General features: G+C 67.9%; 16 protein-coding genes and 1 tRNA gene. 9 read left to right on the top strand and 8 right to left on the bottom strand.

What is annotated here, in order from left to right:
- The first annotated feature begins 53 nt into the window (after positions 1-53).
- A complete protein-coding gene (locus NI1_RS21115) occupies positions 54-1,172 on the top strand; it encodes a sensor histidine kinase (RefSeq protein ID WP_245663332.1) in 1,119 nt (372 codons plus the stop codon).
- Positions 1,169-1,774 (top strand): response regulator transcription factor, encoded by a 606-nt coding sequence (locus tag NI1_RS21110; protein ID WP_067823515.1) that lies wholly within the window; start codon positions 1,169-1,171, stop codon positions 1,772-1,774. Before NI1_RS21115 ends, NI1_RS21110 begins: the two co-directional genes overlap by 4 nt.
- A gap of 83 nt (positions 1,775-1,857) precedes the next feature.
- Here the strand turns inward: NI1_RS21110 and NI1_RS21105 are convergent, their stop codons facing one another.
- Positions 1,858-3,834: a TPM domain-containing protein gene (locus NI1_RS21105; protein ID WP_067823512.1), complete on the bottom strand. Its 1,977-nt coding sequence runs from the start codon at positions 3,832-3,834 to the stop codon at positions 1,858-1,860.
- Positions 3,835-3,897: 63 nt separating this feature from the next.
- On the opposite strand from NI1_RS21105, the gene NI1_RS21100 reads away from it, so the two are divergent.
- Genes NI1_RS21100 through NI1_RS38070 form a run of 4 tightly spaced genes read left to right on the top strand, consistent with a single transcriptional unit; the run spans position 3,898 to position 7,320 of the window.
- Positions 3,898-4,593 (top strand): MBL fold metallo-hydrolase, encoded by a 696-nt coding sequence (locus NI1_RS21100; protein WP_067823508.1) that lies wholly within the window; start codon positions 3,898-3,900, stop codon positions 4,591-4,593.
- Positions 4,594-4,625: 32 nt separating this feature from the next.
- Positions 4,626-5,294, top strand: coding sequence for a YdcF family protein (locus tag NI1_RS21095; RefSeq protein WP_067823913.1), 669 nt, complete (start codon positions 4,626-4,628; stop codon positions 5,292-5,294).
- A gap of 4 nt (positions 5,295-5,298) precedes the next feature.
- Positions 5,299-6,567 (top strand): deoxyguanosinetriphosphate triphosphohydrolase, encoded by a 1,269-nt coding sequence (locus NI1_RS21090; RefSeq protein WP_067823505.1) that lies wholly within the window; start codon positions 5,299-5,301, stop codon positions 6,565-6,567.
- A gap of 57 nt (positions 6,568-6,624) precedes the next feature.
- Entirely contained in the window at positions 6,625-7,320 is a 696-nt protein-coding gene (locus NI1_RS38070; RefSeq protein ID WP_439957288.1) for a HalD/BesD family halogenase, read from the top strand.
- A 1-nt stretch (position 7,321) separates the two neighbouring features.
- Here NI1_RS38070 and NI1_RS21080 read toward each other — a convergent pair whose 3' ends face one another.
- From NI1_RS21080 to NI1_RS21070, 3 genes are read right to left on the bottom strand one after another with little or no spacing between them, the layout of a single operon-like run.
- The gene (locus NI1_RS21080) at positions 7,322-8,002 is read right to left on the bottom strand and encodes an energy-coupling factor ABC transporter ATP-binding protein (protein ID WP_067823499.1); all 681 of its coding nucleotides are present in this window, start codon (positions 8,000-8,002) and stop codon (positions 7,322-7,324) included.
- Positions 7,999-8,547, bottom strand: coding sequence for a biotin transporter BioY (locus NI1_RS21075; RefSeq protein ID WP_067823497.1), 549 nt, complete (start codon positions 8,545-8,547; stop codon positions 7,999-8,001). Before NI1_RS21075 ends, NI1_RS21080 begins: the two co-directional genes overlap by 4 nt.
- A gap of 18 nt (positions 8,548-8,565) precedes the next feature.
- Positions 8,566-9,156 (bottom strand): energy-coupling factor transporter transmembrane component T family protein, encoded by a 591-nt coding sequence (locus NI1_RS21070; RefSeq protein WP_067823494.1) that lies wholly within the window; start codon positions 9,154-9,156, stop codon positions 8,566-8,568.
- 168 nt (positions 9,157-9,324) lie between these two features.
- Between NI1_RS21070 and dnaG the strand changes: the two genes are divergently transcribed.
- Together dnaG and NI1_RS38065 are read left to right on the top strand one after the other, a co-directional pair.
- The gene (gene dnaG, locus NI1_RS21065; protein WP_067823491.1) at positions 9,325-11,238 is read left to right on the top strand and encodes a DNA primase; all 1,914 of its coding nucleotides are present in this window, start codon (positions 9,325-9,327) and stop codon (positions 11,236-11,238) included.
- 108 nt (positions 11,239-11,346) lie between these two features.
- Entirely contained in the window at positions 11,347-11,805 is a 459-nt protein-coding gene (locus NI1_RS38065; RefSeq protein ID WP_067823488.1) for a hypothetical protein, read from the top strand.
- 385 nt (positions 11,806-12,190) lie between these two features.
- On the opposite strand, the gene NI1_RS21055 is transcribed toward NI1_RS38065, so the two are convergent.
- Entirely contained in the window at positions 12,191-12,436 is a 246-nt protein-coding gene (locus tag NI1_RS21055) for a hypothetical protein (protein WP_067823486.1), read from the bottom strand.
- A gap of 178 nt (positions 12,437-12,614) precedes the next feature.
- Here NI1_RS21055 and NI1_RS21050 point away from each other — a divergent pair.
- Positions 12,615-12,687: transfer RNA gene (locus tag NI1_RS21050), tRNA-Asn, on the top strand.
- A 71-nt stretch (positions 12,688-12,758) separates the two neighbouring features.
- Here the strand turns inward: NI1_RS21050 and NI1_RS39440 are convergent.
- From NI1_RS39440 to NI1_RS21040, 3 genes are all read right to left on the bottom strand, one after another.
- Positions 12,759-13,070 (bottom strand): site-specific integrase, encoded by a 312-nt coding sequence (locus NI1_RS39440; protein WP_067823483.1) that lies wholly within the window; start codon positions 13,068-13,070, stop codon positions 12,759-12,761.
- Positions 13,054-13,215 (bottom strand): LysR family transcriptional regulator, encoded by a 162-nt coding sequence (locus NI1_RS40260; protein WP_084523490.1) that lies wholly within the window; start codon positions 13,213-13,215, stop codon positions 13,054-13,056. The genes NI1_RS39440 and NI1_RS40260 overlap by 17 nt, the downstream gene beginning before the upstream one ends.
- A 171-nt stretch (positions 13,216-13,386) precedes the next feature.
- Positions 13,387-13,698 carry a hypothetical protein gene (locus tag NI1_RS21040; protein ID WP_157535238.1) on the bottom strand — a complete coding sequence of 104 codons (312 nt, stop codon included), beginning with the start codon at positions 13,696-13,698 and terminating at the stop codon, positions 13,387-13,389.
- Positions 13,699-13,977: the final 279 nt, after the last annotated feature.

Here is a 13,977-nt window from a genome sequence, read left to right as displayed (position 1 = left end):
CCGGGCCGCGGCGGCGGCTCGCCCGGCCGCTGCCTGCGGTAGCGTCCGGCATCGTGGATGAGGTAATCGCGCGGCGGCGGCGGATCGGCTGGGTATTCGCGGCCATCTGGTCGGTGTACCTGTACAACCCGCTGCACGAAGCCTGGCAACTGGACGATCCGGTGGCCCGCGTCTACAGCCTGCTGGTGGTCACGGCCTTCGGGGTCTGCTACATCGGCGCGTTCTGGGTGATGCTGCGCAGCCCGTCGCGGCGGGAGTCGTGGCCGAGCCCGGACGAGCGGCTGGTGTTCGTGCCGGTGGCCGTGCTGAGCGTGCTGGTGCTGGCGGCCGCGGTGACCTTGCGATGGGACGTGGTCCCGCTGACCGTCTATATCGCCACGTTCGTGGTGTTCAACCTGCCGCTCACCCGCGCGGTGCCGCTGATCGTCGTGCTGTTGCTCGCCGCGACGGTGCTGCCGCAGCTGATCGCCGGTGCGCCGCCGGACTATTCGACCATGCAGTCCATCGCGATGGGATCGTTCGCGGTGGGCGGCGTCCGGCAGGTGATCACCCGCAACCAGCAGCTCGAGGCGGCGCGCAAACGGCTCACCGAGCTGGCGGTGGCCGAGGAGCGCCTGCGGGTCGGGCGCGACGTGCACGACATCCTCGGGCATTCGCTGACCGTCATCACGGTGAAAACCGAACTGGCGCAACGGCTGATCGATATCGACACCGAACGCGCCAAAACCGAGCTGGCCGATATCGAGAAGCTGGCCCGGGAATCGCTGGCGAGCGTGCGCACCACCGTCGGCGGCCTGCGCGAGGTATCCCTGGCCGGCGAACTGGCGAATGCGCGAACGGCCCTGCGCGCGGCCGGAATCGAAGCCGAACTGCCCGACAGCGACGACCTGCCGATCCGCAACAGCGTGGTGTTCGGCTGGGTGCTGCGCGAATCGGTCACCAATATCGTGCGGCACAGCGGAGCCCGGCACACGGTCGTGCGCGTTACCCCGACGAGCATCGAAATCGCCGATGACGGTGTGGGATTGGGGGACGGCGCGAAATTCGGCTCCGGATTGTCCGGCCTGCGCGAGCGCGTCCGCGCCACCGGCGGCACCCTCACCCTGGCCGACCGTCCCGAAGGCGGATTGCGAGTGCTGGCAAGCTTTCCGGCGGACAAGGAGAAGGAATGATAAAACTGCTGCTCGCCGACGATCAGGCCCTGGTGCGCGGGGCGCTCGCGGCCCTGCTCGGCCTGGAACCCGATCTGGAGATCGTGGCCGAGGTCGGGCGCGGCGACGAAGTACTGGCGGCAGTCGAACGCAGCACCCCCGACGTCGCGCTCCTGGACGTGGAAATGCCCGGCATGGACGGCATTTCGGCCGCCGCCGAGGTACACGCGAAATTCCCGGCGGTCCGCATCCTCATGGTCACCACCTTCGGCCGCCCCGGATACCTGCGCCGCGCCATCGACGCCGGCGCGAGCGGTTTCGTCGTCAAGGACACCCCCGCCCGCGAACTCGCCGACGCCGTCCGCCGCGTAAATATGGGCCTGCGCGTGATCGACCCCGCCCTCGCCACCGAAACCCTCACCGCCGGAACCTCACCGCTCACCGCCCGCGAACGCGAAGTACTCGCCGCAGCCGCAGACGGCGCAACAGCGGGAGCCATCGCGAAATCCCTCCACCTATCGGAAGGCACCGTCCGCAACCACCTCTCCGCCGCCATCGGCAAAACGGGCACCCGCACCCGCGCCGAGGCCGCACGAGCCGCCGAACGCCTGGGCTGGCTCTAACCCACCCCACCCCCACCCCGCGAGTGTGAATTGGTTGCGGGGATTTGCGGCGTGTCGCCGCAACCAATTCACGCTCGCGGAGGTTAGAAGCGGCCGCCTCGGCTGATGCGGCGGGAGCCGTTGGAGCCGCCGAAGGAGCCGGGGGCGTAGCCGCCGCCTGAGCCGCCGCTTCGGTGAGTTCCGCTCATGCCGCGGAGCATGCCGTCGATGAGGATGCCGCCGAGGATGGCTCCGGTTTGGGAGTTCGGGGTGGATTGGGCGGCTTGCCATTGCTGGACGGCGGCTTGGGCGGTGTGCAGGGCTCGGGTGCCGAGTTCGGCGGCGCGCTGGGCGTAGGGGAGGGCTTGGGCGGGTTCGGAATTCGCGAGCTGGGTGGCTTGGTCGAGGTTGCGCTGGGCTTCGGCGAGGCGGGTGCGGGGTTCGGCGTCTACGCCGCCGCGGCGGGTGGAGATGAAGTCGGAGGCGGCGTTGATCTGGCTTTGTGCGGCGGTGAGGGCTTGGTCGAGGCGGCGGCGGAGTTCGTCGTCGGCGAGTTTGCGATCGGTGGCGGTGGCGATCGCCTTGTCCAGGTCGGTGTCCGCGGCTACCGCCTGCTGGAAGGCGCCGAGGGGGTTCGTCGCGCCGGAGGCGTTCGCCTGATCGCGGGCGGTGCGGGCGGCGGCTGTCGCGGTGGCGAGTTCGGGGCCGCCGTGGGTGGTGAGGGTGGCGGCGGTGGCCAGGTCGCGGTCCAATTCGGCGATGATGCCGGGTAATCCGGCGCGGGCCTGGTCGATATCGGTGGCGGCGGTGTCGACGGCGTCGAGGAGTTTGCGGGCGGCGTCCACGGCCGATTCCGCGCCGCGAATGGCCGCCACCGCCGCGCCCTGCTGGCCGACCGGTTTGGCGATCGCGGCCCGGCCGTCCGCTATCCCGCGCTCGGCGAAGGCGATGCGCTCGCGGGCCATGCCGATATTGTCGCGCACGGGCGCGAGCACCGACGCCGGTTGCGCGGCAACGAGTCCGGCGAGGGTGGCATCGGAATTCGGTACGCGAGTGGTCAATTCCACGACCGCCTGGGTGAGGGCGTCGAGGCGCTGGCCGGCATTGATGAGCAGGTTGCGCATGGCATCGAACTCGGCGACCTTGGCGTCGAGTTCGCGATCGGCGCGGCCGCAGGTGCTGATCAGGTCGACCAGCATGCGGCGCTGCTCGTCCGGCGTCTCCGGGATGTCGTCGTCCAGCTGCTGACGGATCGAGAACGCTTTGGCGAGCGCGGTTTTCGCGGCTTCCAGGGCCGAGGTGAACGGCGAGGTCGCGGACGCGCCGAATTCGTCGGTGGCCAAGCGCAATTCCTCGATGCTGGTGCGAATCGCGTTGTCCGCATCGACGAGCACCTCCTTCGACCGGGTGTCGAGGCTGCCCAGCGGAAGCGCGGCGAGGGCCGCGGTATCGGTGGGATCGACCTTGCGCGCCGCCTCCAGTTCGGCCTCGGCGCGGCGGGCATGGCGGCCGCGCGACCAGAGCCAGAGCCCGACGACCGCGAGAATCACGACCAGCGCGATCACCGTCAATGTCAGGAAGCTCACGCCGCCGGAACCGTTCATGGCGGCGGAGAGCCCGTCGGCCGCGGCCAATCCCGCACCGGCCCAATCACCGGCGCGCAGTTCCGGTTCCACCTTGTCGACCAGCAGCCGGTCGACTTCCTTGTCGCTCACCGATTCCGGCGTGGTCCCGGTGAAGGCGTAGGCCCGATCCTCGGTCGCCACCGACAGCAGCACATCGCGATCGCCGAAGTTGGAGAGCCGCGCCGTCTGCTCACCCCACGCCTGCGCATCCATGCCGGAGAAGTCCCGCACGTACACAACCCACAGCCGCTCATGGTCTTTCGCGTACAGCGCGTCGATGGCCGCCTGAAGCTCCGCGGCCTGCCCGCCACGCAAGGCCCCGGCCTGATCGGTCACATAGGTGGGCAACCGCTGCGGCTGCTCCGCGCCCGCCACGCCCGCGCCGAGACCGAGCCCGGCCAGAGCCAGCAGAATTCCGGTGACGATCAGCGTCAGGGGCCGATTCGATTGCCGCATTCCACGAATCTATCCGCCCGTACCGGGCGCCGGAGATTCTTCCGCGCACCCGTGTCGGCGGCGATGACTACGATCGAGGACGTGATCACGATCGAAACCCCCTACACGGGTCATGTCGCCCCCGGTTCGAACGCGCAGCTACGCGAGGTTCCCGGCGCGCGCATCGTGAAGATGTCCGTCGGCGCGATGGACAACAACACCTATCTGGTGCAGTGCGCGAACACCGGCGCGACCCTGCTCATCGACGCGGCCAACGAGGCGGAGCGAATTCTCGAGCTGATCGGGCAGCAGGCCCCGGCCGGGGTGGCGCTCATCGTCACCACGCATCAGCATCCGGATCACTGGTGGGCGCTGGCGGACGTGGCGACCGGCACCAAGGCTCCCACGGCCGTGCATCCCCTGGACGCCGAGCCGCTACCCGTGGCGCCGGATCGGCTGCTGGCCGACGGCGAGAAGATCCAGATCGGCGAACTCGAGCTGGAGGCGATCCACCTGAGCGGGCACACGCCCGGTTCGGTGGCGCTCGCCCTCACCGACGGCGACGGCCGCACCCACCTGTTCACCGGTGACTCGCTGTTCCCCGGCGGCGTCGGAAAAACCGGCAATCCGGACCTTTTCGCATCGCTGATCGGCGATGTCGAATCGAAACTCTTCGCCCGCTACCCCGATGACACCGCGGTGTACCCGGGCCACGGCGACGACACCACCCTCGGCGCCGAGCGCCCGCAACTGCCCGAGTGGCGGCGGCGCGGTTGGTGAAACTCCGGAACCGTGCTCCCGAACCCGACTGGATGACCAGCGAATTCGAGCCGAAACCCCGAGGCGGCTGCGTCTCGGGCACCCTGCGCTGGGCGCGCCGGCTGCTGATCGGCGCGCTGCTGATGGCGCTGCTGGTGGTGGGCGGCACCGCGGTGCGGGTCTGGCAGGTGGCCCGGATCAGCGACTACGCGCAGGCCGACGCCATCGTGGTGCTGGGCGCCGCGCAGTACGACGGCACCCCCTCCTCGGTCTTCGAAGCCCGGCTGGGACAGGCGAACCGGCTGTTCAAGAAGGGCATCGCGCCGATGGTGGTGACGGTCGGCGGCAAACAGGTGGGCGACAACTACACCGAGGCCGCGTCCGGCAAGAAGTACCTGGAGGACCAGGGCATTCCGGCGGATCGCATTCTGGCGGTGGAGACCGGTTCGGACACTTTGCAGAGCGTGGAAGCGGTCTCCAAAGCGCTACTGGCGCGCGGCAAATCCTCGGTGGTGCTGGTCAGCGATCCGTGGCATTCGCTGCGCACCCGCACCATGGCCCGCGATGCCGGGCTCTCGGCGTGGACCGCGCCCACCCGCACCGGGCCCGCCGTCTACACGCGGGAATCACAGGCGCACGGCATTTTCCGCGAGACCTTCGCTCTGCTGTGGTACCAGTTGAGCCACTACTCGGCGGATTTCAAATACACGGCGGACCAGTGAAGTCATGAACGCGCGCATCGATTACGACCGGGTGTACTCCGACGCGGACCGGGAGCGCCTGGTCCCGGAGACCGCCGGTACCGCCGGATTGAGCTGGTCGCCGTGCCCGGCGCGGCGCAGCGACTTCTCGCGGGATCGGGCCCGGGTGCTGCATTCGGCGGCGCTGCGGCGGCTGGCGGACAAGACGCAGGTCATGGGTCCGCGCGATGGCGACACGCCGCGCACCCGGCTCACCCATTCGCTGGAAGTGGCGCAGATCGGGCGCAGTATCGCCGACAGCCTGGGGTGCGATCCGGACCTGGTGGATATGGCCGGGCTGGCGCACGATATCGGGCATCCGCCGTACGGGCACAACGGCGAGAAGGCCCTGGATCAATTCGCCGACGCGCACGGCGGTTTCGAGGGCAACGCGCAGAACCTGCGCATCCTGACCCGGCTCGAACCCAAGGTGCTCGACGAGCGCGGCCACAGCTGCGGGCTGAACCTGACCCGGGCGGCCCTGGACGCGGTGATCAAATATCCCTGGGGCAGAACGGGTCCGGGCACCAAGTTCGGGGCCTACGACGTGGATCTGGACCGGCTCGCCTGGGTCCGCAAGGGCGCGCCCGAGCGGCGGCAGTGCCTGGAATCGCAGATCATGGACTGGGCCGACGATGTCGCCTACTCGGTGCACGATGTCGAGGACGGCGTCATCGTGGGCCGCATCGACCTGCGCATCCTCGCCGACCCGGCGGAGCGCGACACGCTCGCGAAACTCGGTGCGGCACAGCATCGTTCGTTGACTTCCGAGGAACTGGTGGCCGCCGCGCAACGGCTCTCGGAGCTGCCGGTGGTGGCCGCCGCGGCCGCCTACGACGGTTCGCTGGCCGCCTCGGTCGCGCTGAAACGCCTCACCAGCGATCTGGTCGGCCGCTTCGCCACGGCCGCGGTGGAGGCGACGCGCGCGGCCTGGGGCGGCCGCCAATTGTCCCGTTACGCAGCCGATCTGGAGGTGCCGCCGGTGGTGGCGGCCGAGGTGGCGGTGCTCAAGACCATGGCGCTGCGCTTCGTGCTCGACGATCCCATCCATCGCGTCCGCCAGGCCACCCAGCGCGAACGCATCCTGCTGGTCGCCGATCGCCTGCTGACGGCCGCCCCGCGCGGGCTGGACCGGCTGCTGCTGCCCTGGTGGGAAGAGGCGGTGGACGACAGCGCCCGGGTGCGGGTGGTGGTGGATCAGATCGCCTCGCTCACCGAGAGCCGCCTCGAGCGGATCGCCGCGGCGATACCCTGAGGGTGGTGACGAACCGGTCGGCAGGGGACCCGTGACGGCACCGGATTCGTGAGCCGGATGGGGGTGGCAATGCTGTACGGCGTGGAGCAGACGGTCGATCTCGACCGATATCCCCTGGACAGCCGGGATGTGCCCGGCCTGCTCGGCGTCATCGAACACGCCCGCAACGAACTCGCGGCAACGGGTTTGGTGGTGGTGCCGGAGTTCCTGCGGCCGGAAGCGGTGGTGGCCATCGCGGCGGAGGCATTGCTGGACGCGTCCGTGCCGCGTCTGACGCCCTATGACCGGATACCGGCAACGGCGGCGGTCAAGCAGCTGTATCGCTGGGAACCGTTGCTGGGCTTCGTATCCCGGGTGGTGGGGGAGCCGGTGCATCGGTCCGCGGATGCGCTGGGCGCCATGACCGTGCAGGTGGACCCGCCGGGGACGGGGCAGGAGTGGCATTTCGACCTGTCGGAGTACACCCTGGAATTGCATGTGGTCGCGCCGGAACAGGGTGGGGTGCTGGAGTATTCGCCGCTGCCGATGGATTTCCCGCCCGCCGGAGCGGCCGGTGCGCGGCGGCGGACCGTGCAATTGCTGGCGACCGCGCCCGGGGCGCTGGTGCTGTATCCGGGGCGGCGGGCGCGGCATCGAATCACCATGGTGCGCGGGCATATTCCGCGGGTGGTGGTGAGTATGGCGTTCCACTCCCGGCCGGGGCAGCGGCTCAACGATCAGGTGCGGCGGCGGTACTTCGGGCGGACGGAGTGAGTCAGAGCGCCTCGTGCCGGGCCAGATAGTGGGCGACGCTGGTGGCGGGCGGGCCATCGGCGACGATGCGTCCCTCGTCGAAGACCAGCACGCGATCGAAATCGGCCAGCAGCTCCAGGTCGTGCGAGATGACCACCAGGCGCTGCGGCAGTTCGGCCAGCAGCTTCGTCACCCGGCGCTTGTTGCGCAGATCGAGCAGCGTGGTCGGTTCGTCGAAGATGACGTACTCCGGGCGCACCGACAGCACGGCGGCGATGGCGAGCATCTGCTTCTGGCCGCCGCTGAGCAGATGCGCGGGGTGATCACGGAATTCGGCGAGCCCGTACTCGGCCAGCACCTCGGTCACGCGATCGGCGATCTCCGCCTTGCCGAAGCCGTGATGCTTGAGCCCGAACGCCAGATCCTCGGCGACGGTCGGCATCACGATCTGCACGTCGGGATCCTGGAAGACGAAACCGACCCGTCGGCGAACCTGCTTGCCCTGCTTGCGCGTATCGAGACCATCGACGCGGACCCGACCCGCGCTGGGCACCTGGAGGCCGTTGAGCAGGCGCGCGAAGGTGGATTTGCCCGAGCCGTTCGAGCCGATGACGGCGATGCGGCGCTCGTCCAGGGTGAGGTCCAGCTCGCGCAGCACCTCCCGCTCACCGAAGCGGTGGGAGACGCCTTCGATCTCGATCATGCGCGGGCCGGCATCAGCGGGTAGGCGCGTTTCACCGCCAGCGCCGCGAGGGAACCGATGACCACCTTGAACACATCGCCCGGCAGGAACGCCACCGACGTGGTGATCGCCTTGGACAGCGGCAGGTTCAGCACGGTCGCCATCCACGGAATTCCGATGGCGTACAGCACGACCGCGCCGCCCAGGAAGTTGACGGCCAGGGCGATGGGCAGGTTGTAGTGCTTCCACAGCCGCTCGGTGAGCAGGCCGATCACCAGCGCGCCGATCGGATAGGCGATGACGAATCCGCCGGTCGCGCCCATGATCACCGACATGCCGCCGCGCCCGCCCGGCAGCACCGGCAGGCCCGCGAAGACCAGGACATCGAAGAGCAGGATCGCCAGCGCGCCGCGCTTCGCACCCAGGATCGAGCCCGCCAGGATGACGCCGAGAGTTTGCGAAGTGAACGGCACCGTCGTCCCCGGCAATTGGATCAACGGAAAGAAGCCGAGTACCACCATGATCGCCGCGAACAGCGCGATCTGGGCCAAATCCCTACTACGCACCCGGGCACAGTAGCGGTTTCAGTCCAGGCCGCGGGCGTCCAGGGCCTCGCCGACGCCATCGGCCATGCGCAGGGTGCGGATGAGTAGCGGGACCAGGAACACGGTGCTGCGCTCGATGCCGCGGGCGCGCTGGGCGGCGCGGACCAGTTCGGCTTGTTCGCGGATGACCGGGACGAATCGAATGGTCATGGCCACCAGCAGGCCGACTCGGTCGGGGCGCACGCCGAGGGGCCGCAGCGGGGTGAGCGCGCGTTCGATGGTGTCGATCATGGCGGAGGTGCGGGTGGTCAAAGTCACCAAGTTGGCGAGCAGGATCAGCGTCAGCAGCCGGAGACCGACGGTGATCGCGCTGTCGCGGCCGACGAACAGCAGCTGGGCCAGCATGATCAGCAGGAGTACCGGGGTCAGGGTGAGGAGCTGCTTGCCGGTCACCCGCCAGGGGATCCGCGCGACGGCGTAGAGCCCGAACACCACCGCGAGGGCGATCGCGAGCCAGGCGATCGAGTGCACGAAGAACAACCCGGTGCCGGTGACGGCCAGCACCAGCAGCTTCGCCCCGGCGGGCACGGTATGCACCGGGGTCCGGGCGTCGTGGTACAGGCTGAGCACTCGGTAGATCCTGGCAGGCGTGACCCACTGATTTCGCGCGGGTCGGGTAACTCGTCGGGTACGCCCGAAATCGGGTCGGCGCCCAACCGCCGGCCCGCGTGCAGGACGGTGTACGGATCTCAGTTGTGCGCTGAAGTCGCGGAGAGGCGGAACAGCTAGACTCGCTGCGTGGCCGGCCGACTTCCTGACCGCGATATCGCGGCGATTCGTGAACGTGTTCGGATCGAGGATGTGGTTGGTGAGTACGTTGCGTTGAAGCGCGCGGGCGCCGACTCCATGAAGGGGCTCTGTCCCTTCCACGACGAGAAGTCGCCCTCGTTCCATGTGCGGCCCAATCACGGGCATTTCCATTGCTTCGGATGTGGTGAGGGCGGGGACGTTTTCGCCTTCCTCCAGAAGATCGAGCACATCGGGTTCGTCGAGGCTGTCGAGCAGATGGCGGACCGGCTCAACTACAAGATCAACTATGAGGGCGGCGGGACGTCGGTCCAGCGTGACCGGGGCACGCGCGCGCGTTTGGTCGCCGCCAATGCCGCCGCCCACGAGTTCTACATGGCGCAGCTCGGCGAACACGAAGCCGAGGCGGCGCGAAAGTACCTGACCGACCGTAACTTCGATCACAACGCGGCCCACCAGTTCGGCTGTGGATATGCGCCCGGCGGTTGGGACACCTTGACGAAGCACCTGCTGCGCAAGGGATTCGAGTTCAAGGAGCTGGAAGCCGCCGGCCTGTCCAAGCAGGGCCAGCGCGGCCCCATGGACCGCTTCAACCGCCGCCTGCTGTGGCCGATCCGCAATCTCGGCGGCGAGGTGATCGGCTTCGGCGCGCGCCGCCTGTACGACGACGACACCATGACCGCCAAGTACATCAACACCTCGGAAACGTTGCTGTACAAGAAGTCCCAGGTGCTGTTCGGCCTCGATCACGCCAAGCGCGAGATCGCCAAGGGCCATCAAGCAGTGGTGGTCGAGGGCTACACCGACGTCATGGCCATGCACCTGGCGGGCGTCAAAACCGCGGTCGCCTCCTGCGGCACCGCCTTCGGCGACGAACACCTCGCCATCCTGCGCCGCCTCCTCATGGACGATAGCTTCTGGCGCGGCGAGATCATCTACACCTTCGACGGTGACGCCGCCGGGCAGGCCGCCGCCCTCAAAGCCTTCTCCGGCGACCAGAAGATCGCCGGCCAGACCTATATCGCCGTCGCCCCCGACGGCCTGGACCCGTGCGAACTCCGGCAGCGCAACGGCGACGGCGCGGTCCGCGACCTGGTCGCCCGCCGAGTCCCCTTGTACGAGTTCGTCATTCGCGGCCTGCTCGCCGAACACAATCTGGACTCACCCGAAGGCCAGGTCGAAGCCCTGCGCCGGGCCGTCCCCGTGGTCGCCCAGATCAAGGATTTCGCCCTCCGCAAGGCCTATGCCACCAAACTGGCCGGCTGGGTCGGCTGGGACGACATCCAGCTGGTGGTCCGCCGCGTCGGCGACGAAGCCCGCAAATCCGCCCGCACCGGCGCCAAGCCCGGCATCCCCGAACGCGAAGCCCGGCAAGCGGTCACCGCCCAACCGGCCGCCCGCCCCAACCCGAACGACCCCACCCTCATGGTCCAGCGCCAAGCCCTGGCCGCGGCCCTCCAATACCCCGCCTACGCCGGCCCCCTCTTCGACTCCCTCGATGCCGACGCCTTCACCCACCCCGCCTACCTCGCCCTGCACGCCGCCGTAATCGAAGCCGGCGGCGCATCCTCGGGCCTGGGCGGCGCCGAATGGGTCAACACCGTCGCCGACAACACCGAAGACCTCACCATGCGAGCCCTGGTCTCCGAACTCGCCGCCGAACCCCTCCCCGTCAAATCCGCCAACGACATCCCCCGCTTCGTCACCGGCGTCCTGGCCCGCACCCAGGAAGCCCTCGTCGGCCGCCAGATAGCCGCCCTGAAGTCCAAACTCCAGCGCATCTCCTCCACCGACCAAACCGACGACTACATGGCCCTATTCGGCGACCTGGTAGCCCTCGAGCAATACCGCAAAAGCCTGCTCACCCAAGCCATGGGCAACTCCGACGACTTCGGCGCAGCCTGAGCCTCGAACCTCCGGTTCGAGTTCTGAAAAAATTCAGAACTCGGATCTACAATGAGGTTGACGGGCAGGCAAGCGCCATGCCCGAACCCTCAGGAGAGGTGCGGCGACGTGGTTACCGAAGTCCAATGGAGTGAGCTACAGCGTGATCCGAAGCAGGTGGCCAGGCTCGCGGATGAAGGCGCCGTGCGCGTACGGCGACGTGACGGTGTCCCGCTCCTGCTGATCCGCGAGGACCGTGCGGAAGCCCTGTCCGAAGGTTCGGTCACAGCGGCACGCGCCCTCCGTAATGTCCTGGTGCATCTGCCGCACGACATCGCCGCTCGCGCGCTCCTCGACGAGTTCCCTTGGGTTGACGTGCTGCCCAAGCATTCCCAGGTGCAATTCGTCGCCGACTTCGCCCGGGCTTTTCAAGCCTCCGCTGAGCTGGGCGAATGGTCTGTTCTCGCTCAGACCATCCGCGAATGGCGCGCCACCGCCGCCATCCACGCCGATCCGGTTCTCGCCCAGCAACTCTCCGGCCCGTCGGACGACGACTTCGGCCCCGTCCCCGAACCGATAGGGGAATGACAGGTGCCGGCCAAACGCGGCGACCGTGTCGCCCCACCATCACAGCCAGGAATGTGGGAAGCCCGCTTCGCGACGAACGCCGCGGCCAAAGGCTGGGAAGACCTCTGTCGCACAGCACGATCCAACACCTGGGAAGCCTGGATAGTGCTCACCGAACGACCCACGGCACCGGAGAATCCTGCCCGTCAGCACCGGCTCCGCGGCGATTTTGCGCGCTATGAGATCAGAGGCGTGTCCCTCGAACAGTGGCAGTACGAAGTAACGGCAGGCGGCCGCATCTGGTACTGCCCCGACCCCGACAAGCGAGTCGTATGGGTCGTCGCAGCGCATTCGGGTCATCCCAAAGAGACGGAATGACCCTCCAGCACTGACGGTTTCGCCCTACCTACCGCCGCAACTGATCGTGCGGCACCAGAATCGTGGTCCGCTCATCGATCGGAACCATCGGCTCCAACTTCGGCTGCGTGCTCAACTTGTCAGCCAGCTTCTGCCGGCTCACCGACACCAGCTTCCGCGTGACAGGACTCTCGCTGATCGCCCGGGTCGTCTTACTGATCTGCTCATACCGAACCCGCCCGGCCTTCGCACCCAGCACATACCCGGCCGCGACACCGATGATCAACCGCAACATTCCGAGAAGCTCCTCCCGTTGGCCCGTCCGCCCCTACATCCTGCCCGACCCCCCAACCCCTTGTCACTCCACCCTCCCACCCGCATGTCCGCAGGTAGAAGCACGATTTGGGAAGTGAACAACCAATACGCTAAAGTTTTCTCCGGCCGGTCCGGAAGGGCCAGCCAGCCAAGAACAATCCCCTATAGCTCAATTGGCAGAGCAGCCGACTGTTAATCGGCAGGTTTCTGGTTCGAGTCCAGATGGGGGAGCCTGATTCAGCCTCTACCAGCACCGTTGGTAGGGGCTGAATTCGTTTTCAAGGTCATTCGGCGGAAATCGACTACTTTCCGACTACTTTCCGGTGACTACTTTCCCGAGGCGTAGCGGTCCAGCGCCGCGCGGGTATCCGGGCCGACGGTCCGGCGCTCGAAATAATGACGCTCGGTCGTGGCCACGCCCGCCGCAGATCGGCCAGGCTCATCCAGCCGCCGTCGCGATTGCGGAACACCGGAGCATCCGGACTCGCCGCCTCGGCGAACAGCACCGTCAGCGCTTCGACCGTCAGCTTGGGCAGATACACCGTGCGCGGGGGAGCGCCGCCCTTGCGCTCGGCCTGGCGGTGCAGCGTGCACAGTTCACCGACGCCTCGCATGTCGGGCGGTATCCCAGGCTCGGTCCAGCGCCGCACGGGCCGGCGGCGCGGATTCCGCCAAAGCCGTACCGGCTGTGGTCAATTCGATGCTCCGCGTGCTGCGAACCAGCATGCTCGTACCGAGTTCTGTCTCCAAGCGGCGCATCCGGGCACTTAGTGCGGGGGCTGCGCGATTCCGATTCGGGCGGCTGCGTGGGTGAAGTTCAACTCCTGCGCAGTACCAGAAAGTACCGCAGGATCACCGTGTTCCACGATGTCTCCCGGCGCGAAACCGCTAGTGCCCCAGCGTGACTCGGAGCGCCGACGCTCGCCTACCTCACCGCGATGCGATACCCGCCTCACAGGCCGCGACCAGCGGATCCACACCGAGCGGAAGGTGATTCTTGTCGCTGGCGGTGCCGTCGGCGCGTGTGTTGTATCTGCCCAGGACATAGGTCTTGCACCCGCCGGCCTCGCGCACCTCAGCGGCGAAGCCGGCGAACATCTTCGTCGCTTGCGCAAAGTTGACGGTGAACCCGGTCCCGCTGTCGATGACGATCGTGTCCGCGGCATAGGACTGCGCGTTTGCGGTGGTGCCGAGGGTGAGGGTGGACAGGGCCACGAAGACCCCGGCAATGGCCAATTTCATGCTGCACCTTTCGATCTTGAATTGCAGTGCCACCATATCGACGGTCACTGACACGCTTGGCAAGCTCGGCCCACGACATTGGGTGGGGATGAAATCGGTGGGGCGCCACCGGTATCGGCTACCCGGACAGATCGGCGCCATGATCAAGGTCGACTCGAGACGGTTGCCGTCCCCGCGGTTGTCATGAATTGCCCGGAAAGTCCGGAGACCAGGCCTCGATGTGTAACGGTCCGGCGGACGGCGAGATACTCTTTGCGGCAACAAGTTTCGAAGTTCGTC

The organism is Nocardia inohanensis NBRC 100128, from assembly GCF_001612945.1.
Taxonomy (GTDB): Bacteria; Actinomycetota; Actinomycetes; order Mycobacteriales; family Mycobacteriaceae; genus Nocardia; species Nocardia inohanensis.
Note: the sequence above shows the minus strand (reverse complement) of the source record. Positions and strands in the feature narration are given on the sequence as shown.